The sequence below is a fragment of the Enterobacter cloacae complex sp. 277I4 genome (assembly GCF_050031465.1).
Taxonomy (GTDB): Bacteria; Pseudomonadota; Gammaproteobacteria; order Enterobacterales; family Enterobacteriaceae; genus Enterobacter; species Enterobacter cloacae.
Map to the genome: position 1 here is coordinate 4,393,520 of NZ_JBLGWC010000001.1, position 22,262 is coordinate 4,415,781.

The following is a 22,262-nucleotide window of genomic DNA, read 5'->3' on the forward strand; positions in this document are numbered from 1 at the left end:
TTATAAGCAATTAAAAATACAAACAGAGACAATCCCGAACAATTAAAAACATGCCAATTTTATGACTCATAATCGCTTGGTCGCTGGTTCAAGTCCAGCAGGGGCCACCAAATTTTAGCTTTAGAATCATATAATTAAGCCACTCTAGCGAGTGGCTTTTTTGTTGGCTCAATTTGTAGTGGCGATGAAATGGCGGTTAATATCTGGATATTATGACCCTCGTGATGTAAAAAAACCCGCTCTAAGCGGGTTCTTTTACATCCATAACTGACGCTGACCTGTAGGCAGCGGATGCGGAGGCGCTGGATTTACGCATTCAGGTGTAACAATAAATCTCTCCACGGATTCCATTGTCACAAAGGTACAACTGCAATTTATGTTTGTGCATTGATGATACCGTTCTTTGGTGTTTTCACTCAGATATCGACTTGTGCGAGCATGAGCCGCATGTTTGCACTTCGGACAATGGAACATTCAACACCCTCGATTCACCGTTAGTGAATAAATGATATCCAATAATTCACCATTTTGGAAGCCCACCCCTATTTCATCTCCTCCGTTGTGTATTCCAAATCCGAAACCTTAACCTCAAGCTCTAAGCCCGTCGTGTAGCCGCTCCCGTTAAGGTTATGCACCACCCGGCTGATTATCCAAGCCTGTTCGTCTATGATGCGCTTAAAGCCTTTTACCGCCACCGGCATTTCAGGAAATAATTCAGCACGGCCAATCGCCAGCGAGATTGAGAACTCCGCAACCCCGCGCTGCAGCTTATCCCACTTTGCCTGAGCGGCTCGCATGGCCTGCGCCTTTGTGGCGTAAATCGTCGTCAATTCCAGCACGTTGTCAGCCTCACCGGCCATGTACTCACCCTCCCGCGCTTCCTGCTCTTTTTTGGCTTTTGTCTTTGCCGGGGCTTTGGTCGCTTTCGGGTGCTGCAGCGCTCGAAGGTGCTGCTCTTTGGGCTTGCGCTTAAGTTTCACCTTCTGCTTCTGTGGCTTCGGGTCTTTGGTGTGAAGCCATTTCGCCGTAACGCCCGTGTAGGCTTCGCGGTCAGCGATGGCAAACTGATGATGATCGCCATCGCCGCGCTCAAGAGTCATCAGTGGAATGGATTTCCCACTGGCCGTCTTACCGCTCCCAGCTTTCAGGAATAGCAGTTTCCCCGCTTTCACCGATACTGACGCACCGTTGCGGTCAGCCAGGCGGGACAGAAACACCGCGTCGGATTCCTGAGTCTGGTCAATGTGGGGAACGGGGATCGCTTTCAGCGTGTCGGCTACGCTGGCCTCCAGCTTATTGCGCGCCGCGATGGTCTCAACAATGACGCCGAGCGTGGTGTCGTGCCATGACTGTTCCCTGCGGGAGTTCAGCGACCCGCGAAAATCAGCGCTGCGCCCCCGGATGGTCAGCGTATCAGGCGCACCCCGGTGCTCGATTTCATCGACCGTGAAAGTGCCTTTTTTTATCAGGCCGCTACCCTGCCAGCCCAGCCACAGCGTTAACGTTGCGCCGCGCGGGGGCAGTGCGATTTGCCCGTCGGTATCATCGAGCTCGATATCGAGCTGGTCGGCCTCGAATCCGCGATTGTCCGTCATGGTCAGGCTGATTAACCGGTCGCTAAAATCCTGCGTAATATCTTCGTTATCCTGCTTGAGCATAAAAGCCGGGGCTATCTTTGCCCCGGCCTGAATATTCATACCTGTAATCACCCCGCCAGCCCTCCCAGCCAGTTACCGGCAGACGTCACCAGATTGTCAGCCTGCGTTTTCAGGTCGCCATAAATGGCCGCGAGCGACTCATCGACCCGTTTCAGCGAAAGGCTAAACTCAATTTTTCTTGCCGCGCCGTCGTTGAATAATTCGGTGTGTGTATGGGTCACTTTATCGATGACATACATGCCGTGGATCATGCCCGTACCGTCAATGAGCGGCCACGCTCTGCCCTCATCGGCCATCAGCTCGATGGCTGTCAGTGACAGACGTCCGCCGGTGATTTCGGGGTACAGCACGCCCGAAAGCGTGCGAGATGTTTCGCCCTCCCCGAGATACTGATAAGCCGGTGGTTTTCCGATGCGGTCATTTGACGCCCAGCGGTAGTCCTTCGAATACTGCATCGACTGATGCGGCAGAGTGCGGCGTTCAAATACAAATAAACCTAACACCATTAACATGCTTTATCCCCCCCCTCAGTCATGACGCATACTTGAGCGCTGACGCGCACGGTTTTCTCGGTCGAGTTTATCGACAGCCTCGCGGAGCTGACGGTCGAGGTCGCTACCCGGCGCGATACCACCATTCAGGTGAATGTTATATTCAGGCTTGCTCTGGTCGACGTAAGTCTTTCCGGCGGGAGCTGGAACTGGCTGATACCACTGAAAACCACCGTAAGCCGCGTTTGGTCTGATGTATGGCTCGTTTTGCGAGCCCGTTGCGGCGCTGGCTTTTGCTGCCTTCTGGTCAAGGTCGCTCGACTCTTTATTGATAACCCCGAGCTTTTCCAGTAACCAGTCAACGCCGCTGCGCAATTTATTGAAACTTTTGAGCGGTAACATCAGTGCGTCTGCCAGCACTTTACCGAACATCACACCCGCATTTTTACAACTGTCGAGAGTATCCTGCGTGGCCTTAACCGGCGCGATCAGGTCTTTAAACCACTGCCAGACCCCGCGCAATTTATCCATGAAAGAATCGAATACCGGTGCGAGCGGTGCGAAAATTTCCGCCACCGGCGCAAAGGCCGCTTTAAGTCCCTCCACTACGCCCGAAAAGAATGCGCTTATTGGCTCCCAATATTTGCGTATCAGGAGCGCCCCGGCCACCACCGCACCGGCGACCGCTACCACCGGCAGACTGATTGCCCCGAGTGCTGTCGCTATCGCGCCGCCTGTAACTGTAAAAACTGTTCCCAGCACACCCGCTGCGGCGATAATCGCGTTGATACCCATCACCACCGGCCACGCCACCAGACCAATTCCGCCGATAATGCCAATCAATGCCAGTGCGCCACCGGCAATAACACCGATAGTGGTCGCGAGTGATTTATTGCGTGTGATCCAGCCATCTAGTTTTAAAACATATCGTGTGGCCGTCTGCGTGAGTTTGCGCAGTGCGCCCTCCTGCTGGTCAAACAGGTCTGTACCCACGGCCTCATAAGCGGACTGAAACTCTTTAAAGTCGCCACCGAGGTTGTCCTGCATGATTTTGACCAGCTCCTCAGTTTTCCCGTCCGAGGCTTTAAACGCCGCGGTGAGTTTGTCGAGCTTGCCGGTCGACGCTGCGGTCATCAGCACCGCTGCCGCCGAACTCGCCTCTTCACCGAAGATTGTTTTCATGTACTCGCCGCGCTGGCTGGTACCGAGATTGTTTTTCTCAAAACTGCGCTGCATTTCCTTCAGGATGGAAAATATCGGGCGCGTGTTTCCTTTGTCGTCAGAGGTTTTGACACCGAGCTCTTTGATTGCTTCATACGCTTTACCGGTCGGTGCCTGCAGGCGGCTCAGGATTGCACGGCTACCCGTTCCCGCCATCGAACCGGTAATTTTGGCATCGTGCAATGCGCCGACCATCGCGGCGGTCTGCTCGATACTGACACCGGCATTTTTCGCCACCGGCGCGGCATAGGTCAGCGCATCACTCAGCCCGTCAAAGTCGGCAGCGGTTTTGTTCATCGTCATTGATAGAACATCACCGATGTGTGCGATCTGGTCGTTGGAAAGCTGAAACGCTGATTTCATCCCCGTCAGCAGGGCGGCGTTTTCCTCCATTGAGCGCTGATTCGAAAGCGCCATATTCAGTGTGACCGGCGTCGCCGCCTGAATGGCCTCGGCATCCCCGCCGCTTTTCGCAATGATAATTTGCGCGCTCGCCGCATCGTCTGCAGACGCGGCGGTATTGTCACCGAGCTGGCGCGCCTGTTTGCGCAGCGCCTCCATTTCGGGTGACTGTTTCTCTACACCGAGCACCGCCTGCAGCTCAGAGTTTTTCTGTGCAAACGAATAGCCTGGCATCAGGAGTTTCACCCCGGCCATCGTTCCTGCAGTAGCGATACCAACACCGGCGGCGCCCGCAGCGGCCATATTTCCCGCAAGCTCCTTGCCTGATTTGTATCGCTCTTTCACCTGGCTTAGTTTCGCCTGCTGCGCACTGACACGCGCCAGCGCCTCACGCTGCCGGTTAAGCTGTGCGGTTGTCTCGCTGATACTGGTTTTCAGGCGTCGCTCGTCTGCCGACAGCGTGCGGGTGTTTATCCCGGCCTGCGCGAGCTCGGTGCGCTGGCGCTGTACCGACTGCCTGAGCCCGTTATATTTGAGCTGCAGGTCAGCGGCGGATTTCTTTGCCGCCTCCATCGCGCGCGCCTGCGCTTTGGTGGGGTTTTCGGTGTTTTTAAACTGGACGGCCAGCGCGGCGGCCTCCTGTTTCGCTCTGGTAAGCGACTGACCGGTCACTGCAAGCTGTGCGCTCGCTTTCCTGAATCCGTCAATTCTGGACGCCTGCGCATTCAGATCGCGCAGGCTGTTTTGAGAAGTGCGGATATCGCCTGCGATGGTCTTGCTGGCAGTCTGGATAGCTTTGAGCGGTCGGCTTGCCCGGTCTACTGCGTTCAGCAGTACCTCAATCCTGACGTTATTGCTCATGGTGGTTTCCGCTTCGCTGCAGCGCCTTTTCGCGCCATGTGATGAGTTCGGTCACGCTCAGGGAATACAGCTCTGATGGCGGCCAGTGAAAAATCACCGCGATATCCGCCATCAGGTCATCGACCGAAAGATTATTGGGGAATGTCAGCGAGCCGAAGATGGTGACAAAAAACCAACCACCTTACCGGCGAATAAAATCAGGTCTGACGCTTCCAGACGCATCACCTCGTGCTCGGTGAGCGCCGGGTACGTCATACGCGGCAGCACCTTAATCAGCGCGTCAACGTCCGAGTTAGCCAGAGAGGCCAGACTCACACCGCGCAGAGTTCCCGCGTTGGGTTTTGTGACCGTGACCTGCTCGATTTTCTGCTCACCGCGCATGACGGGGTTATCGAGGATCACAATGTTTGAGTTTTCGGTTTCGTTGATATTTTCCATGATGTTGCTCTCGTCAAAGTTAAGTGACCGGCCAGCCTGACTGACCGGTTAAGGGGTTACAGGCCAATCGCCTTACGGTGTTCTGCCAGACGGTCGACGCCGTCGACTTTCATCACCATGTTGATGACGTCAATCTCGATGACTTCTTTGCCGTCAATCGTGAGCTGGTAGTACGAGCACTCGGTCGAGATTTTTGTCGTGCCGCTTTCGCCCTGTTTGTTTTCGCCGCCGTCGTACTCTTTGTGACGGCCACGCATGACAACCTCGACGGCAGAAATCGCGCCAGTGTCATCGCGCTGGAATGAGCCGGTAAAGCGCAGCGGCACGCTATCCGCGCCGGGTGATGCGTACTGCGCCCACAGCTCGACATCAGGCAGACCACCGAGCGTCCACTCAAGCGCGAGCGCATCGTCATCGAGCCCGAGGTCAATAGACACCGAGCCCGGCATCCCGCCGCCACGATATTTCTCAAGCTTGCGGGTCAGCTTTGGCAGGGTGACAGAATCAACGACGCCCATGTAGCTGAGACCGTCGTTAAACATGTTCAGGTATTTTAGTTTGCGTGGTAACGCCATGTGCTGAGCTCCTTAGCTGTTGACCGAGTCTGACAGGTTCGCCAGATAGGTATCGGTGATGCGCTGGCGCAGGGTCAGGTTTTCCAGCGGCGGGACGGGGGTATAGTCGTAATCGATATACAATTTCCCCGCTTTGAGGGTTTCCGCGCTGTTTGACTCCGGGTCATACCAGCACGTGCCGTCAACGATATAACCGTTGTTTTTCAGCTCGCGGAATTTGGCATTCATACCGGCAACGATGTCGCGGATAAGCGTTGCGGTGACGGGTTTATCAATCGCCCAGGCGTGCGCTTCCGCCATCGTATCAGCCAGCACCTGAGCGGTGCGGGTGTAGTTCTCAAACACGAATAACGGGTCATCTGAGCAGGTGCGGTTACCCCAGAATTTAAAGCCATCGTTACGAATAAGCGTGGTGACTCCGGCCTGATTGAGCTGGTTCGCGTCGGTGGCCTGCTCCTGCAAATCCCATGAGACCGAGGCACTGACGCCGGTGACGCCATTCACGCCGACGTTAGACAGCGTCTTGTGCCAGCCGGTCTCCTGGTCGATTTTTGCGCGCAGGCCGAGCGCGCGGGCGGTCGCCCATGCAATATCGGTTTCGTTCGCCGTGGTGTCCCATGCCAGAAAATCAGGGTGAATCACCATCAGCTCGCGCTGGCTGAAATTCTGACGGTAGGTAATGGCTTCGGAAATGGTTTTGCAACCCCACGCGCTGATATAGCCAAACGCGCGCAGGCTCTGACAGGTCGCCGCGAGCGCGGTCGCCACTTCCTGAGAATCCAGTCCCGGTACACCGAGAATGCGAGGTTTAACGCCGGTGACAGTTTTTGCGGTTAATAGCGCTTTCAGCCCGGTATATTTGCCGTTCTCGTCGGTCGTGCCGATGATGTTGGAAATGGTATCTTTCTGCGCGGCTTCCGGGTCGTCCGGGTCTGCGATACCTTCGGCAACGCGCACAACCACAACGACCGGCTTGCACTGGTCGGCAATAGCCTGCAGGGATTTTGACAGCGTGCCAAGTTTACCGGCTTTAGCGATAGCGCTCTGTACGCTGGTAATCAGTAGTCCAGCACCTCCACGACATCGGGCGCGGTGAGCTGATTCAGGTCAACAATTGCCATAGCGTTTAACTCAGTGGAATGGTGAGGGAAAATGGCTGGCCGCCGGTTGAGCGGTTGCCGGTGATATCGACATACAACCCGCCGTCGGTTTCTGACCGTTCAAAGGTGATGGTTGTCAGGCTGACGCGCGGCTCCCACTTCTGGATCGCGGAATAGCATGCGGCCATAATCTGCAGTCGCAGCGCCGGTGTCTGCGGCTGGTCAATCAGCTTCGCCATGTTGTGACGTTGAGCGAAAACACGACACGCATCGTCATAGTGGGAATGTTTGGAAATCTGAAAATCAAACATGTCTCATCCTTAAAACTCACATAAAGTGAATTAAGCGCCGATGACAAGTTGAAAACGCGAATGCCCCAGAGCTTTACGCATTTGTTCTTCTTTCCAGCGCGCGTAATAGATACGAATCGGGCCACCCGCTTTTTTGCAGCCTTTGCGGATCACGCGTTGCTCGATTGGCACGCGAGGGTTGTCGCCAGTTGTCCAGCGATATGCGGTACGTTCAGACACCCCTTCTAACTCTGCGAACTGCTGCAAGCTAACAATTGGTGCAGGTATTTTGATGATTGCGATTTCAGAAGCCATGTTGCATGATTCCCCTTTTGCTAATGATTGCAATTAATAGCCTCTGTTTGCCAACTCTCGCCATTAATTGCCTAGGTTTAGGCTTAACATAACTCCCAAAAAGGAGTTTGTAAATAGGTTAAAGCTACATGAGAATTGAAGGTCTTGGTTTAAACAATGAAGAAGTATTGGATAGGATTTGTGAGGCTTACGGATTTTCTCAGAAAATTCAGCTAGCTAGACATTTTGAGATCGCATCAAGCTCTCTTGCTAACAGATATAGCCGCGATTCAATTTCTTATGACTTTATTGTGCATTGCGCTCTTGAAACCGGCGCAGATCTCGCATGGTTACTCACCGGAAAGGGGTCACTAACAACCGGAAGCAGCAAAACAGACACACAAAATGTGGATAAATTCACATTAAGTGAAGAATCGTTGATTAACGATGGTGCATTAAGCATTACTGGTAAGTTCTTTAGCAAACCTCTTTCAAATCCGATAGCCGTTTACGCAGACGGAAAACTCCACTTCATTGAACGCAACGCCTCTCTTGCTGACGGTGAATGGTTAGTCGATATTGAGGGCGCTATTAGCATTCGAGAATTGACGAAATTGCCCGGCAAAAAACTCCATGTGGCAGGGGGCAAAGTTCCCTTTGAATGTGGATTTGACGATATTAAGACCTTAGGGCGCGTAGTAGGTATCTATAGCGAGGTTAACTAATGACCGTTCGTAAGAATCCGGCTGGAGGATGGATTTGCGAGCTCTACCCAAACGGCGCAAAAGGCAAACGCATCAGAAAGAAATTCGCCACCAAAGGCGAGGCGCTGGCGTTCGAACAGTACACAGTTCAAAACCCGTGGCAGGAAGAAAAGGAAGACAGACGCACTTTAAAAGACCTAATTGACTCATGGTATAGCGCTCACGGTATTACCCTGAAAGATGGTCTCAAGCGCCAGTTAGCAATGCATCATGCTTTTGAGTGTATGGGTGAACCGCTCGCACGCGATTTCGATGCACAGATGTTTTCCCGCTACCGGGAAAAGAGGCTAAAGGGTGAATATGCCCGTTCAAATAGGGTTAAAGAGGTATCTGCTCGGACACTTAATCTAGAGCTGGCCTACTTTCGCGCAGTGTTCAATGAGCTTAATCGGCTGGGCGAATGGAAAGGAGAAAACCCATTAAAAAATATGCGCCCTTTCCGCACCGAAGAAATGGAAATGGCCTGGCTAAATCAAGAACAGATCGCCGTGCTGCTTGCTGAATGCCAGCGCCATGAAAATCGGGATTTGGTCAACGTGGTCAAAATTTGCCTAGCGACTGGCGCACGTTGGTCTGAAGCCGAGCAATTGAAAAAAAGTCAGCTCACAAAATACAAGATCACTTACATCAACACGAAGGGGAAAAAAAACCGCACCATCCCTATTAGTAGAGAGTTATATAACACCCTACCTGATGACCGAAAAGGTCGGGTATTTAGTGATTGTTATGGTGCGTTTAGGTCTGCTCTTGAGAGAACTAGTATCGAATTACCAGCAGGACAACTAACCCACGTTCTGCGTCACACCTTTGCTAGTCATTTTATGATGAATGGAGGTAACATATTAGTACTGCAAAGGATACTTGGTCATACAGACATAAAAATGACTATGCGATATGCGCATTTTGCCCCTGAACATCTTGAAGACGCTAAGCTACTAAATCCATTGGTAAAAAAATGACAACCTTCGAAAAAATAATTGAATATATAAAAGAACACAAATTTCTTTCTACAATGGTGGCTCTTTTAACCATCTTCATTTTGGCGCTCCCTCTTATATTGTATATTGCGAAAACCAATGCATCGCTTTCCACTGACCCCAACAAATGGGCTACATTTGGAACTTATGTTGGAGGTGTATACGGCCCCATAGCAACTATAATTAGCGTTTTAGTATTAATCATTACAGTTCTAGAAATAAATGAATCTAATAAGATAAGCATTGCAGAAGCTAGAAACAACAATTTTATAAATGAAATTGTAAAACTTACAGAGATCCTATCTAACTGTATTGATAAAAACCCTCTAATAAATGATAGAGCCTATTTATTTAAATGGCTTAATGTTCAGATGGTTTCAAATTTAAAAAAAAGCCCCCCTAGCGATGAATATGACATTTGGAAAGAATGTATCAAAAAATTTACTAAAGATGAATTTTCTCTCTTCGAAAACGAAGTTGCTATTATAGAAGAGATACTATTAAGGATCCATTTTGTAGAGGATGAAATTCTAAAAGCTAGAGCTAGAAGTATCTTCAAGGGGATAATGACTAATAATGAAAGATTCTGGCTCGAATGCTACATACGTAGGTTTAACTACCCATTAGTTCATTTTTTGTCCCTCTGGAACTCCTTCAGTACAGTTCCTCAGTCGCTAGCTGATACAATCGTAGACAAGGGCATTGAGGATTTCATTCAAGAACTCAGTGGCGACTAAGTGGCGATAGAACTGGCTAATTAACGGTAATTCATGGCAAAAAGGGGCAACCTATGTCAATGATAAATAACGCAAACCATTGATTTTAGGTTGTCCCTGCAGGAACTCATAATCGCCTGGGCGCTGGTTCAAGTCCAGATGCGAATACCAAATTGAAATTATTGCCGTTTAATCCCTACTATTTGCTATCAACGTTAAGCAAAGTCATCGCATTTTGTGCAGGGTTTAGCCCCAAAGATGCATTTCGCGCTTTTTTGACTTTTAACTCCCCGAAAACTTAAAGGGAAAAAGAAGTTTTCTTATGTCAACAAGGATAAACCAGACAATGTTACTCACTACCATGAAAATACTTAAAATATGATTCCGAACAAGTTGCGCGCAGACTGACTTGAAAACATAGATATGCGTTCCAGTTTTGATTTTATATAATCCAGCATGCGCTTACGCGGGTTGGTGATAAAAATGAGATGGAGAAAGGAATGGGTTATAGGTCAACGAGACAAAAACCCGCTCCTGCGGGTTTAATCTACTTCAACCGAGCAAGCTAGTGAAACAATCATTACTCCCACTCTGCTTTACTCTGATACCGACACGCTTACAATCTCTGTTACTTTTTTTGTATAAACACGGCAGTTATCCGGGAGATCTTTATTGATGAAAGTCATTGCGCCAATAGTAACATTATCGCCAATTTTCAGATCGTCGCCGATTATGCAGCTATTCGATCCCAGATAAAAGTTATTCCCAATGACGATCTTACCCTGTGTACCTTTTCCACTGCTTCCAATAACAGAATTTTGGGTAAGTTTCATATTTTTTCCTGCATGCACTCGCTTTGTCACTACTATACCAATATGATGAGCGATAGTTAGCCCTTCACCGATAGTTGCACCGAGCATAATATCGCAAGCAAATTTACTTTTGATGCGTGAGTGGACACGATAAGCCATGCGGCGGTGGCCGTTCTCATACAAATAACTTGCCAGTCGCCACCAAAAAACATATTTCAAACCCGGTTTGTTCCTTAGGCGTGTCATTAGGCGCAGAAAAGAAAATTTTTTTTCAAGACCAATAATCTCTACATGCCAGAATCGTTTTAGCTGTGAAAATTTCATCAAATAAAAATCTCTTTTTTTAGACTTGCTAATCAAGTTCGCCGGACGTCAAGTCAAGCGATTATATCAATATTTACTGCAGGTCTGCAAAATGAGTGAGTTATACTGAAAAAGGCCAGGCGGTCTTCACCGATCTCATCATCCGCAACGGTTACTGATCTGGCTCGGGCAATCAACATGCCACACCTGCGCAATAAAAAAGCCAACCCCGCACTCCCACGGTGTTGGCCCTGTTTTAAAGCAGTGACGATCACAACAGGTTAAAACACGTAACGCATACCCAGCGTAAATTCGTTAGAGACAATATGCGCTTTCATCTGCTCGTCTTTTAAGCCGCGCGCGTTAGTGAAATTGTTATATCCGCTTTCGATCTTGCCCATATCGATATAGCGATAGCCCAGATCGACATACAGACGTTCAACCGGCGTGTAGCTTACGCCCGCTCCTAACGCGTAGGTCAGGTTGCTTTGGGTGGTCGAGGCGTATTCACGTCCGGCGTTACCCTGCCAGCCGCCCGCTTTGATCTTGCTCACGCCAAGCCCTGCGGTTCCGTAAACAGAGACACCGTAGCCGAGTTCATAATCGCGGTAGACATTCAGCATCAGTCGTTCAGTTTCGGTCTGCAGGTGGTTAAAGCTGTTCGCGAATGTGCTGGAGCCGCTGGTGTACTCCGTTTTTTGTTTAAAGGTGTATTCACCTTCGGTACGCCAGCCGTTACCGAACTGGTAGCCTGCGGCAATCGCCGCGCCGCCAAAATGCTCTTTCTCTTTACCGCCCACAAACTGCCCGACACCCGGACGCGCGCTGGTATCCATCTCTTTCGCACGCTGTTCAATCTGCAGGTATTTTGACGAACCGTAATACCCTTCTTCCGTATTTGCCGCCAGAACGGTAGCCGGGATAATCGCCACAGGCAGGGCGATTAAAAGTGCTTTCATCTTCATCTACACTCCATTGAAAAACAGTCAGTGAGACGAATCATAAGCAGTCCCGAAAGGGCAAACTATTAGGATGAATACGCGTTTTACCTGGTATTTTTACGTAGGGATTTGTCTCGCTTTTTGTCCTGTTTATTTTAATTTCAATCGGTTACTGGTTGGGGAAAACGCAGCAGAACAATCGCGCCATCGGTCGGCACCGATTCCAGTTCCGTCACATCCAGCGCGGTGTTTTCCGGCAAGCTCAGGCTATCGGCCGTAATGCGGTTCACTCGCCACGGCGTTAAGTAACTCACCAGCAGCTCGCCTCTGGCATTGGTTGTGGAGCCAAACTGGTTATAGAAGCCAATGCCAGACGAGTCCGGCACGACCACCAGCGCAGCGGTGCTGCCGAGCTGTTGGCCCAGCGTCACGCCGCCTGCGTGTACCAGAATGCTGCCGCTGGTGTCGGCATGATAATCACGGCGCGTTCCGCCGCGTACCATACTGAGGTTCAGCTCGCCCGCGTTGTACTGATAGCCCAGGCTCGCAGACAACTCATCATTGCGGTGTAGGGTATGCGTCGCCTGCAGATCGTAACGCAGGCTGTAATCACTCAACGCCGAACCGTACACATTCACTCCATGACTATCTTCCCCCCGGCTGGCGAGCTCGGTGATATAGCCGACATTACTCGTCGTCCCCCAAAGGGATAAAGGCACACTGATGTTGAAACCCACGGTGGTTTCATCCGGGTTTTTACCGTAGCGTTCATAACCGCCGTACAGGCTGACATCCACGTTCTGTAAGGTCGCATCCAGGCTCAGCGTCACCCCCATGCTGCCTGCGTCAGGTTCACGTGACTTCAACCCGTGCCACGACAGGCTCAGGCTGGCGTCCTCGCCAAGATTCTGGTTAAGCTCCAGCTGCCCGCGCAGCGCCCGCCGGGTGACGTCATCGTCCCAGCCGTATCTCAGCAGCTCCGCCCGCGTGATTTTTTCTTCCAGCGACCGGTAATGTTCATTACGTGGATACCACTGGAGCTGGGCAGTGAGGCTGGTTTCGGTTGTAAAGAACGCTTTGGCATAGCGCAGACGCCACACCTTACCCCGTTGCGTCTCCGCCTCTTGCGTATAGCGAGCCGCGCTGACATCTGCGGAAAACGCCCCCCACCGCCCGAGGTTAGCGCCAAAACCCGCGACCTGGCTGAAATAGTGCTCCCCTTGCTGCAACCCGGCAAACACGGTGACCTGCGGGGCAACTCCCCACGAGAACGTACTCTGCCAGAAGCGATCCTTGTCCCTGTCGATACCGTGAAAAGGCTTATACCGACCGGCGGCCAGTTCGTAGCTAAAGAGCCCGTGATGCACCAGATTAGGCATGCTGGAATAAGGCAGCAGGCGGGTACGCTCCGTACCGTCGCTCTCCTGCACCGTCAGCTCCAGGTTGCCGTCCGGGTCCGGCGGATAAAAATCGCGAATGGTAAACGGCCCGGGCGGGACGTGAATACGGTAAACACGTACCCCGTTCTGGTGAATGGTGACTTCCGCCTCTGTGCGGGCATAGCCGTTGATCCACGGGGAATAGGGTCGCCAGCTATCAGGGTACATCGCCTCGTCACTGGCGAGTGATGCACCGCGAAACGCCAGGCTGTCGAACATATTTGAAGAGGTATTGCCGTCGCCCAGCGTCACGCGCGAACGCAGCGGTGTGATGCTGCGCCAGAGCGACATCGCATTGGTGTACGAACCGTGTTGCCCCTCTTTTTCACGCCAGAAGGTGTTTTGATAACGCAAACGCCAGGGGCCCACATTAAGGCCGTTGTCCAGGCTCAGCGTAGCGTCAGTACCGGAACGCTCCCAGTCATACCGCGCCTGGCTGTTATCCGCATCCAGACGATAGTTGATAAACAGTGCGTTGATGCCATCATCCCAGCGGCTGGTGCTGACGCCGTTCTGCTGCGGGCTAATGGCGTCTGTCGGGAACAGAAGCGTCAGCAGTTGCGCCTGCGGGCGATACCAGTATTTGAGGTTAAACTGCTCTGCAGACTGTGGTGTCAGGCACCCTTTGGCATCCCAGACCAGACGCGCAAGCACCGCGTCACGTACACCCCACTCCTCCATCAAGGGCTGGCTAAGGCAAGGCCCTGAGGCAGACACCTCAAACGAAATCGCCCCTTTATAGAGGTTATTGAGGATCACCCACGTCTTTTGGCTTACCGCACGACTTTCTGCCATGGCGAACAGCAGCATAAAACAGAGAAGACGGAGTCGCATCATGATGGCAGGCAGCGCAAAAAGGTGAGGAGGCTCACGCCCCCTCACCTGTTTTACAAAAAAGCGTTATTTCTGCAGGGAGGCAAGCGCGGCGCGTGCGCGGCTCAGCTCTTGCTGAATGCTGCTCAGATCGCTCTGTTTTTCAGCCAGTTTGCGCTGGTATTTCGCCACTTTCTTGCTGTCGCCTTTGGCTTTCGCTTCACGCAGATCGGCCTGAACCTCGGCAATATCTTCGCGCTTCTCGGCGAGTTTCTTCTCCAGCTTCTTCACCTCTTTTTGCGCGTCAGCCTGTACGCTTGCCGGGGTGCAGTGCGCTTTCACTTCAGCCAGCGCTTTTTTCAGGCCGTTGACCTTGTAGGTATTACCGTACTGCTGGGCGATACGGATCTCTTTTTCCAGTGCCGCGGCTTTGGCAGAGCAGCTTTCTGCCGCCTGGGCGGAGGTGAACATACCAACAGAGGCAATAACGGCCAGGGCGGATACGAGTTTTTTCATCGGGATATCTCCTTTATATGTGAACGTCCTCGAATAAAAGAGTACCCCGGCGGACGGGAAGCTTACGCTGTACGCCCGTCCTCATTCTGCTGTAGGACGGTCTCGCCCGGTTGTAGTCCCGTCTCGCGCCAGCGCTGTAATGCAGCCCTTAATGCCTGAATCTCCTCCTCAAGCTGACGGATGCCGCCGCTGTCGGCAGCCTGCTCCTGCTCCAGACAGCGCGCCTCAAGCGCCGTCATACCGAGCAGTTGAATACCGCCCCGCAGTCGGTGCAGCGCGTCCTTCAAGGGTGTACCGGGTTCCTTTCGCCACAGCGCAATATCGCCCAGCGTCTCCTCCAGCACGGTCATCTGCAAATCCAGAAACGTTGCCAGATGCTCACCGTCCAGCAGTGCTGGGGGGAGCGTGATGGAATATGGCGAAGCAACCGGCGATTTACCGGAGGGGGCCAGAGGGGCAAGCAGATTTTCCAGCGCAACCAGCGTGACCGGCTTGAAGATACAGTCGCGCATGCCTGCTTCCCGCGCCTCATCCCGCACGGATTCACGCGCGTCCGCCGTCATGCCAAACACCGTGACATCCGGGTAATGTTCATTGATGATGCGCGACAGGGCATAGCCACTCATCTCGGGCATGTTGCAGTCGGTGATCACCGCGTCCGGCTGTCGGATTGCCAGGCTCTCAAGCAGCTTTGCCGGGCTGTCGTGCTGGGTGACCGCATGCCCCAGCCACTCAAGCTGCTGGGTAAGTAGCATCCGCCCGACCGGATTATCGTCTACCACCATGATGGTCAAGGCTGCGCGTTTGCCGGGTGGCACACAAGCTTTAATCTCTTTCTCTGGCAGTGCGGCCATGACGGGCAGCCTGAGCGTCACCGTGACCGTTGTCCCCTCACCCGGCACGCTATTCAGTGTAAGATCCCCGTCCATCATGTCCGCGAGCTGGCGGCAAATATAGAGCCCCAGCCCGCTGCCCTGTGCCCGGGTACGGCTCTCACCCTGACTAAAAGGCTGGAACAGACGCTGTTGCGTCGCAGCATCAATCCCCTCGCCGGTGTCTGCTATTGTCAGCTCCAGCAGCATAAACTCGCCGTTCTGCCATTGCGGCTGCGCCCGCAGCATCACCTGACCGTGGTCGGTGAATTTAATGGCGTTACCCAGCAGGTTGGTGACGATCTGACGAAAACGCATCACATCGATCAATACGTCCCCTTTCAGGGCGGTATCCATTTCCAGCAGCAGCTTCAATGATTTCTGCGCCGCCAGCCCCTCAAACTGCGACACCGTTCCTTCAATCAGGTTTCGAAGCGAGGCGCGCTCCGGGCGGAGCACCAGACGGCCGGACGCAATACGCTCCACATCCAGGATATTCCCGATAAGCAGCAACAGCGACTGCGCCGCGTCCCAGGCGACCCGTATCGACTGCGAGTTTTGCGGGGCATGGTCAGGACGTTTCATCACCAGCTCCAGCATGCCGATAATGGCGCTGACGGGCGTGCGAATTTCATGGCTCATGGTCGCCAGAAAGGCGCTTTTTCCCCGACGGGCTCGCTCTGCGCGCTGTTTCGCCGCACGCAGCGTCTGAATAAGCTTGCGGATGCGCGCCTGTTGGATGCGCCGCCGACGGTAGATCCATCCTGCCACCAGCGTCAGCAAGGCCAGACCGGCGGCGGTGAACGTCACCAACCACGTTATCGACAGCGCCGACGTCGACACAGAGGCAAACGCATTGCCCGTATTGCTGCCGCGCGTCAGAGCGTGGAGATCTTCCGGCGGGATGTTGATCAGCGCTTTATTCAGAATGGTGATCAGCGGCCAGGCCTGCCGCGATGCGCCAAAGGCAAAGCGCAACGGTTCGGCATCGATGCTGGCGAGAATTTTCAGAGAGGCAAATTCTTTGCGGGTGAGCTGGGCGTTGGCAATGATCAGCGGCACCACCATCATGTCGTTTTGATCCTTAACCACGCTGTTAAAACCCTGCCACCAGGTATCGACCTTCGCCGTCTGGCCGCTATTTTGTCGGCCAAGCCAGTCATCAGGCGCTTCACCGCGCAGGCTCACCACACGGGGCTGAAGCGCCTCCTTCCCCGGGAGCGCACGTCCAACCATAACCCAGGAGTTATACAGCCAGGTTCGGGTGGTGAGGAGATCCGCCTGCCAGATCCCCTCCTGCGTGACGCCAGCAATCAGCTCGGCCTCTCCGCGATTTATAGCCCTGAAAGCGGCGGCCTGGCTGGGATAACGGCGGATTTCAAAGGTGAACCCGGTACGCAGGCGGAGCGCGGTCAGCAGATCCGCCAGGATGCCGCGCAGTTGCCCGCGCTCGTTGAAAAAGGCAATGGGGGCGTTATCCTGCGCCACCGCGACGCGGATCCGGGAATGTTCTTTGATCCATTTATGTTCGAGCGAGGTGTAACGCGGTGGCTCTTCGCTCAGGGAGAGCGGGATCCCCCCGCTCCAGCGACGGTGGATCTCCACCCCCGCGTTCTCCGGCAGCGCCGTCAGCATCTTGTTGAGGATCGCGATCCAGACCGCCATCTTTGGCATCGCGGCGAACGAGAATCCCGACGCCTCGAACGTGTCCGCCACCGGACGAATACTGAGATTGCTTAAATTGGACTGACTCGCCAGATAGCGCGCGGTGATCGCATCGCTGAAGAACAGATCGATTTCGCGAAACGCCAGCGCCTCCAGCGCATGCCGCGTGGAGGAGAAATTCACAATGTCAGCCCCCGGATAACGGGCCAGCACGTCACTGCTGCTGTAGACAGGCGAAACGGCGATCCTTTTCACCGGCTCATCGGGCGAGGCATCGGTATTCACCACTTCAACCGGGATGTTGTCGCTGTAGGGCACACTCAGCATCAGCCCCTGTTGTTGCTGGCTATCCCCTGCCTGAGGCATAAAATCCGCCTTGCCTGCCCGCAATGCTGACAAGGCATCGTCATAGGTGGGATAACGCACCACCTCGATCTCCAGGCCAAGGTTTTCTGCCACCAGCCCGGTGAAATCCGCATTGATACCACCGTAATCGTTCAACCCGGTGGTGATGTCGTAAGGGGGCATCATCGGCTCCCAGACCGCCAGACGGATTTTGCGGTGTTCGCGCACCCAGCGCCATTCGCTACCGCTGAGTCCCGGCTCGATCACCTTTTCATGGCTACGCGCCAGCAGGCGAAGGGATTCTCCCGGTTGCGTGGCGCACACGGTAAAGGCAATACAAAAAAGCAGGATAAAGGTAACGGCTCTCACGTCTCTGGCTCTGAAGTATCAATAAGATCGAAAAGTTGTTCAAAATGCGCAAAGCCGCTTTTTTTCATCATTCGCGCCTTATAGGTGCTGATGGTTTTGTTGCTGAGCGCCAGCCGGTCGGCAATCTCCTTGTTGCTTTTGCCCTGCTTCAGATAGTTCAGCACCGCGATTTCACGATCGGAGAAACTCGCCAGCAGCGCCCGGGTGTCATGTTTTATTTCAGTTGCCTCGACGATTTTCGTGAACGTCTCTTCCGGGAAACAGTGATAGCCGTCCAGCAGCAGCTGGCAAACCGGCTCGACGCGCTCCAGCGCCAGGCTTTTATTGATAAACCCGCTCGCCCCGGCCTTCAGCGTACGCAGTGCGTAGATCCCCGCAGGCTGGTTGGTATAAACCAGCACCCTGAGCGCAGGGAAGTGGTGCTTGATACGCGGGAGAAGATCCAGCCCGTCAGCGTTTTTGAGTTCCAGATCGAGGATCAGCAGCGACGGCTGCTCCCGATGCAGCAGCGCCAGCAGGTTCTCGCCGGAGGATGTCGTCACGATAAAATCCGGATTCTTTTCCAGCAGCACCTTGAGCGCAAAGCAGATTGCCGGATGGTCATCCACAAGCAGTATTTTTATCATTGGTGTTTATTCTTTCCTGAGGCATTAACGGCTCCAATACACGCTATACACCATAGCCTACCACGTGTTGAATCAGGACAAGGTTTGTCTGGTTTGAGAATAATTCAGAAAAAAAATACGAAATACACGACCACAACTTACTTTTCATTAGGCATAATGATTTAAATAAATGGGTTTGGAATTTAAATGCCGGATATAACAGGGTTGGTTTAATGCAGCAAAACGCTAAACCTGTCCTGTGATGAAAAAGGTTCTGGAAACCTCAGTCACAAAATCGAAATCACTTGTCAGGCCATGAGAATGACTCAGAAAAACAGGCGGAACAGAACTTTCTTTCCTTCCAAAACAAGCAGTCTGGATGCTTTGTATTTTTGTTTTATCATCCTTACCCTCAATTAATGAGAGCAGGAAATGCATACCATCCGAATGGATGCTGAGCGTTTTTTGATTATCAACATCTACAATATTAACGCTTCCCGTATTCGTCCTGAGCTGATGAAGCGCATCGTAAACATCTGACCATAAGGGGAAGTCCTTTTTACTTAAACCTGTATTTGCGCAAAACAGGGAAAGCTTCATTTTCATCGTTTGTCCTTTAACAATGTTGTTTGCTACGTATTTTAACATGGAAGATGAACAATCCAGAGCAGGATAAAGTGATGTCGCTGGCAAATTACACATTTTAGGAATTTTATGGCCTGCACTCTGGCTATGCCTGCCATCTGCTCGCCGATATCAATGCTCTGCTACTGAGCAGCCCAGTAAATAATTACTGGGCTAACAGGAATGTCAATTTATGAAGAAATATAAAATCGCAAAATGCTATTAGCGTTTACGATTATGATTTGACATTGATACGCCATCTAGAACTTACTTTTAATATTTTCGTATTTTTCATTATAACTATCCGCATTGCCAATACCTCTTCCCTGAATAATTTGCACAGTAGCTGAAATAACATTTTTTACTTTTTCATCTTTACTCATCTCAATATAGAGCCTTTCTGATACACCAGACTCTGTCCCACTTATCATGTTAACCACTGGGATATAAGATGAGGCATCTCTGGAAACATCCGTTTTAGAATAGATAAGCAGAAGGTTACCCTCATCCGTGAACGTCATACCATCAGGATTACCTAATAAATTTATTACTTTTGTTTTATCACTACCTTTTTCTAATTCTGTAAATGCCAAATTACGAGCACTTACATAATCAAGATTATATTTATTAGGATTATGCAAATCTTTTACAAAGATACCATGATTAATGACAATATTATCAGACCCATAGACTACTGAAAGAACTCTATGTGCATAAGTGCCGGTCATGCCGTTCAAAAATCCTTTATATGAAGCAACCGAAAGCTTCCCATCAGGGAATGTTTTCTTTAAAGCAGAGCGGAATTCATCTTTTTTTCCAATAACACTGGACAAAGAAGAGACATTTGTTTCTCCGTCTATTATTTTTGAATTAATTAAAGCATCACTGTTATTCTTATCAGACAATAATTCACTACCGCCGTTAAATGCAGAGCAAGCAGTGAGTAACATTGATGCTACAGCAACACTTAATAGTAATTTTTTTGACATATTTAAATATCCTTAATAAATTGTATCCTAATTTAGAAGGCACCATAATGCCCTCATCCCACAAGGATTCCGAGCAGGTGCCCAGAACCGTTATTACTACTTTTTTCAGTAATACTGATAATCCCTTTGTATTACCCCTTCAGTCTTCAGTTTGGAGAATCTTTTGCTGCCGCTGCCCGCTCCCAAAACCACGCCGCCCGGCAGTTTTGTCCTGGCTGGCACTGATGTAGCCGGACCCCGTCATGCTGCCGAACGAGAAGCTGCCGCCTGCCGCCGTGCTGTTCTGCGTCGATTTATAATCGTTGCTGTCCTGCTGGCTGCTCATCCACAGATCGCGCCCGATATCCGCAACGATTTTATCGCCACTCACCTGCGCGCCGTTCAGAATGGCGTCCCGACCGCTGGTCATGGAGACCGTCCCGCCGCTGTCGAGCGTCGTTTCCGTCCAGGCCGTACCGTCGCCCTTTTCACTGCCTTTCGAAGCATTCACATTCGCAAACACACCGATGCCGTAACCGCTCTTGCCGCCGCCAATGCTGACGCCTGCACCGCCACCGCTGCTGCTGTTCTTTCCTGTCGTCTGCTGTGTGCTGGCCGCACCGCCCAGCACAATGTCGTTCGCTGCGACAAGCGCGGTGTCGCCGCCCGCCTTCAGCTGGCTGCCGCCGATAAGGATGTTGCCGCTGTTCTCTCCTTTCTCTTTTCCGGTCGCGGTAATGGACAGATTATTCCCCGCATTCAGCGTACTGCCCGCAACCGTGTCACTCTGCATGTGCTGCTCGGATTTCGATTTCTGCGAAGAGAGCGAAACGCTGACGCCGATACCGCTGTTGGGATCGCCGTTAATCTGCGCCATTTCTGCACCCTGCGACGCCTGTACGCCTGACAGTGCCGCTTTGGTAGCCTTCAGCGCCGCAATTGTGCTGCCGCTGTTAATGACGTTCCCGCCCGCCAACTGGACGTTATTGCCGCTGTGCACGGTGACGTCCTTCGGCGACAGGTACACTTTCGGGATCATCACCGTCTGGCCGTTGATGGTTGCCGCTTCCCACCACAGCAGGCTGTGGTCAAGCGCGGCAACCTGAGCCGCCGTGAGCGCCACGCCGAATTTCAGCCCCAGCGTTTTTTGTTGCTCTGCGGCGCTGTCCATCAGGTAGCGCATCTGATCGAGATCGGAGCCGATGCCGTTGATATATACCCTAAATAATTCGAGTTGCATGAAGGCGGCAAGGGAGTGAATCCCCGGGAGCTTACATAAGTAAGTGACCGGGGTGAATGAGTGCAGCCAACGCACAGGCAACTTGAAGTATGACGGGTATAGCGGTTGCCGGTCTGGTTCAGAATAGCGTTGCTGACGTAACGGGTATCAAATGCCGCGTCACCGAGGAACCGATAATCGCGGTCCGGGTTTAGGCTCAGACGGTCAAGGAAACAGGACGAGCCAGGGAACGGGTTCTGACTGGAGGTGGTACAGAGTAGCCATAATTTATATTTATTATGCAACTCAACAGCAAACTGTAATATTTCCTGAAGCCACCTCGCAATTCCTACAATTATCTTTTTAACAGATACTGTATTTTTATTCAGCCCGGTATAATCAGCGCAAAGAAAATCACTTCACAGTAAAGGAAGCGCTAACAGTTTTATATTATTAAAGAACGCAGCATGAAGGTGTACCACCACCCCCATGCCGCTAACCAAAAACAACTTTCAAGGAGTTGAATATGGCTGAAACGAATTTTAAGCCAGAGTTTACTGTTTTCAAAACAGAATTAGATGTTTTTAACAGTATTACCGAAAACCGCGATCTGATACGCAAAAATGATATCCGCCGTTTGCACGGAAACCGGACTGATGCTGCCCCTATTCATCCCCGCGCGGAAACGCCGGAAGACTGTTCTGCCTGTTGCGAGCTTTATTCACGGGTGGACTGTAAATATCTCCCACTCAGCGGCAAGTGGCTCGCAAATGCAGGTTTTATTGACGGGATGCCTGTCAAAATCCGGGTTATGAAAGATTGTATTGTCATTACGCCACAACATACACGTGAGTTATGGGGATGTCTTGAAGGCATGAGCGTGGTGAATATCAATAAAAAGAAAGTGGCGCAGTGGCTGAAGACATTTCCGGGAGCGCTCAATGATTTGGGGGATGTGCCGGTGATTAAGCGGGGGTAAGTAAC

Annotated in this window: 21 protein-coding genes and 2 pseudogenes; 4 read left to right on the forward strand and 19 right to left on the reverse strand. The window is 51.9% G+C overall.

Annotation, left to right across the window (positions count from 1 at the left end; translation table 11 throughout):
* Positions 1 to 255 precede the first annotated feature (255 nt).
* The 10 genes and pseudogenes from ACQG19_RS21380 to ACQG19_RS21425 form a co-directional block, all read right to left on the reverse strand.
* Positions 256 to 474 carry a DNA-binding transcriptional regulator gene (locus ACQG19_RS21380; protein WP_032618577.1) on the reverse strand — a complete coding sequence of 73 codons (219 nt, stop codon included), beginning with the start codon at positions 472 to 474 and terminating at the stop codon, positions 256 to 258.
* Positions 475 to 542: 68 nt separating this feature from the next.
* Positions 543 to 1,709, reverse strand: coding sequence for a phage late control D family protein (locus ACQG19_RS21385; RefSeq protein ID WP_083020627.1), 1,167 nt, complete (start codon positions 1,707 to 1,709; stop codon positions 543 to 545).
* The gene (locus ACQG19_RS21390) at positions 1,706 to 2,170 is read right to left on the reverse strand and encodes a phage tail protein (RefSeq protein ID WP_029883057.1); all 465 of its coding nucleotides are present in this window, start codon (positions 2,168 to 2,170) and stop codon (positions 1,706 to 1,708) included. The genes ACQG19_RS21385 and ACQG19_RS21390 overlap by 4 nt, the downstream gene beginning before the upstream one ends.
* Before the next feature lie 15 nt (positions 2,171 to 2,185).
* Positions 2,186 to 4,633 carry a phage tail tape measure protein gene (locus tag ACQG19_RS21395; RefSeq protein WP_246932598.1) on the reverse strand — a complete coding sequence of 816 codons (2,448 nt, stop codon included), beginning with the start codon at positions 4,631 to 4,633 and terminating at the stop codon, positions 2,186 to 2,188.
* A complete protein-coding gene (locus ACQG19_RS21400) occupies positions 4,623 to 4,745 on the reverse strand; it encodes a GpE family phage tail protein (protein ID WP_057071520.1) in 123 nt (40 codons plus the stop codon). The genes ACQG19_RS21395 and ACQG19_RS21400 overlap by 11 nt, the downstream gene beginning before the upstream one ends.
* Before the next feature lie 32 nt (positions 4,746 to 4,777).
* Positions 4,778 to 5,071, reverse strand: coding sequence for a phage tail assembly protein (locus ACQG19_RS21405; protein WP_047723188.1), 294 nt, complete (start codon positions 5,069 to 5,071; stop codon positions 4,778 to 4,780).
* A 56-nt stretch (positions 5,072 to 5,127) separates the two neighbouring features.
* Positions 5,128 to 5,646, reverse strand: a complete 519-nt coding sequence (locus ACQG19_RS21410; RefSeq protein ID WP_083020624.1) for a phage major tail tube protein — start codon at positions 5,644 to 5,646, stop codon at positions 5,128 to 5,130.
* 12 nt (positions 5,647 to 5,658) lie between these two features.
* Positions 5,659 to 6,711: pseudogene (locus ACQG19_RS21415) on the reverse strand (phage tail sheath protein); the annotation flags it as partial.
* 61 nt (positions 6,712 to 6,772) lie between these two features.
* Positions 6,773 to 7,057 carry a GPW/gp25 family protein gene (locus ACQG19_RS21420; protein WP_343317511.1) on the reverse strand — a complete coding sequence of 95 codons (285 nt, stop codon included), beginning with the start codon at positions 7,055 to 7,057 and terminating at the stop codon, positions 6,773 to 6,775.
* A 30-nt stretch (positions 7,058 to 7,087) separates the two neighbouring features.
* Positions 7,088 to 7,351, reverse strand: a complete 264-nt coding sequence (locus tag ACQG19_RS21425; RefSeq protein ID WP_029883530.1) for a hypothetical protein — start codon at positions 7,349 to 7,351, stop codon at positions 7,088 to 7,090.
* A 128-nt stretch (positions 7,352 to 7,479) separates the two neighbouring features.
* Between ACQG19_RS21425 and ACQG19_RS21430 the strand changes: the two genes are divergently transcribed.
* The 3 genes from ACQG19_RS21430 to ACQG19_RS21440 are packed head-to-tail and all read left to right on the forward strand — an operon-like array spanning position 7,480 to position 9,808.
* Positions 7,480 to 8,055, forward strand: coding sequence for a phage repressor protein CI (locus ACQG19_RS21430; RefSeq protein WP_246932600.1), 576 nt, complete (start codon positions 7,480 to 7,482; stop codon positions 8,053 to 8,055).
* Positions 8,055 to 9,053, forward strand: coding sequence for a phage integrase (locus ACQG19_RS21435; RefSeq protein WP_246932602.1), 999 nt, complete (start codon positions 8,055 to 8,057; stop codon positions 9,051 to 9,053). The genes ACQG19_RS21430 and ACQG19_RS21435 overlap by 1 nt, the downstream gene beginning before the upstream one ends.
* The gene (locus tag ACQG19_RS21440) at positions 9,050 to 9,808 is read left to right on the forward strand and encodes a hypothetical protein (protein WP_246932604.1); all 759 of its coding nucleotides are present in this window, start codon (positions 9,050 to 9,052) and stop codon (positions 9,806 to 9,808) included. The genes ACQG19_RS21435 and ACQG19_RS21440 overlap by 4 nt, the downstream gene beginning before the upstream one ends.
* A gap of 575 nt (positions 9,809 to 10,383) precedes the next feature.
* On the opposite strand, the gene ACQG19_RS21445 is transcribed toward ACQG19_RS21440, so the two are convergent.
* The 9 genes and pseudogenes from ACQG19_RS21445 to ACQG19_RS21485 form a co-directional block, all read right to left on the reverse strand.
* Positions 10,384 to 10,923, reverse strand: coding sequence for a serine O-acetyltransferase (locus ACQG19_RS21445; protein ID WP_146257248.1), 540 nt, complete (start codon positions 10,921 to 10,923; stop codon positions 10,384 to 10,386).
* 260 nt (positions 10,924 to 11,183) lie between these two features.
* Positions 11,184 to 11,867, reverse strand: a complete 684-nt coding sequence (locus ACQG19_RS21450; RefSeq protein WP_222168878.1) for an outer membrane protein — start codon at positions 11,865 to 11,867, stop codon at positions 11,184 to 11,186.
* A gap of 137 nt (positions 11,868 to 12,004) precedes the next feature.
* The gene (locus tag ACQG19_RS21455; RefSeq protein ID WP_246932606.1) at positions 12,005 to 14,119 is read right to left on the reverse strand and encodes a fimbria/pilus outer membrane usher protein; all 2,115 of its coding nucleotides are present in this window, start codon (positions 14,117 to 14,119) and stop codon (positions 12,005 to 12,007) included.
* Positions 14,120 to 14,182: 63 nt separating this feature from the next.
* A complete protein-coding gene (locus tag ACQG19_RS21460) occupies positions 14,183 to 14,611 on the reverse strand; it encodes a DUF1090 domain-containing protein (protein WP_013098815.1) in 429 nt (142 codons plus the stop codon).
* 62 nt (positions 14,612 to 14,673) lie between these two features.
* Entirely contained in the window at positions 14,674 to 17,862 is a 3,189-nt protein-coding gene (locus ACQG19_RS21465; protein WP_246932608.1) for an ATP-binding protein, read from the reverse strand.
* Positions 17,859 to 18,488 (reverse strand): response regulator transcription factor, encoded by a 630-nt coding sequence (locus ACQG19_RS21470; protein WP_062935485.1) that lies wholly within the window; start codon positions 18,486 to 18,488, stop codon positions 17,859 to 17,861. Before ACQG19_RS21470 ends, ACQG19_RS21465 begins: the two co-directional genes overlap by 4 nt.
* A gap of 225 nt (positions 18,489 to 18,713) precedes the next feature.
* Positions 18,714 to 19,073: a DUF6911 family protein gene (locus ACQG19_RS21475; protein WP_229284390.1), complete on the reverse strand. Its 360-nt coding sequence runs from the start codon at positions 19,071 to 19,073 to the stop codon at positions 18,714 to 18,716.
* 278 nt (positions 19,074 to 19,351) lie between these two features.
* Positions 19,352 to 20,080: a hypothetical protein gene (locus tag ACQG19_RS21480; RefSeq protein ID WP_246932610.1), complete on the reverse strand. Its 729-nt coding sequence runs from the start codon at positions 20,078 to 20,080 to the stop codon at positions 19,352 to 19,354.
* A gap of 193 nt (positions 20,081 to 20,273) precedes the next feature.
* Positions 20,274 to 21,275 (reverse strand): annotated as a pseudogene (locus tag ACQG19_RS21485) (hemagglutinin repeat-containing protein); the annotation flags it as partial.
* Positions 21,276 to 21,804: 529 nt separating this feature from the next.
* On the opposite strand from ACQG19_RS21485, the gene ACQG19_RS21490 reads away from it, so the two are divergent.
* A complete protein-coding gene (locus ACQG19_RS21490) occupies positions 21,805 to 22,257 on the forward strand; it encodes a SymE family type I addiction module toxin (protein WP_080316604.1) in 453 nt (150 codons plus the stop codon).
* Positions 22,258 to 22,262 lie beyond the last annotated feature (5 nt).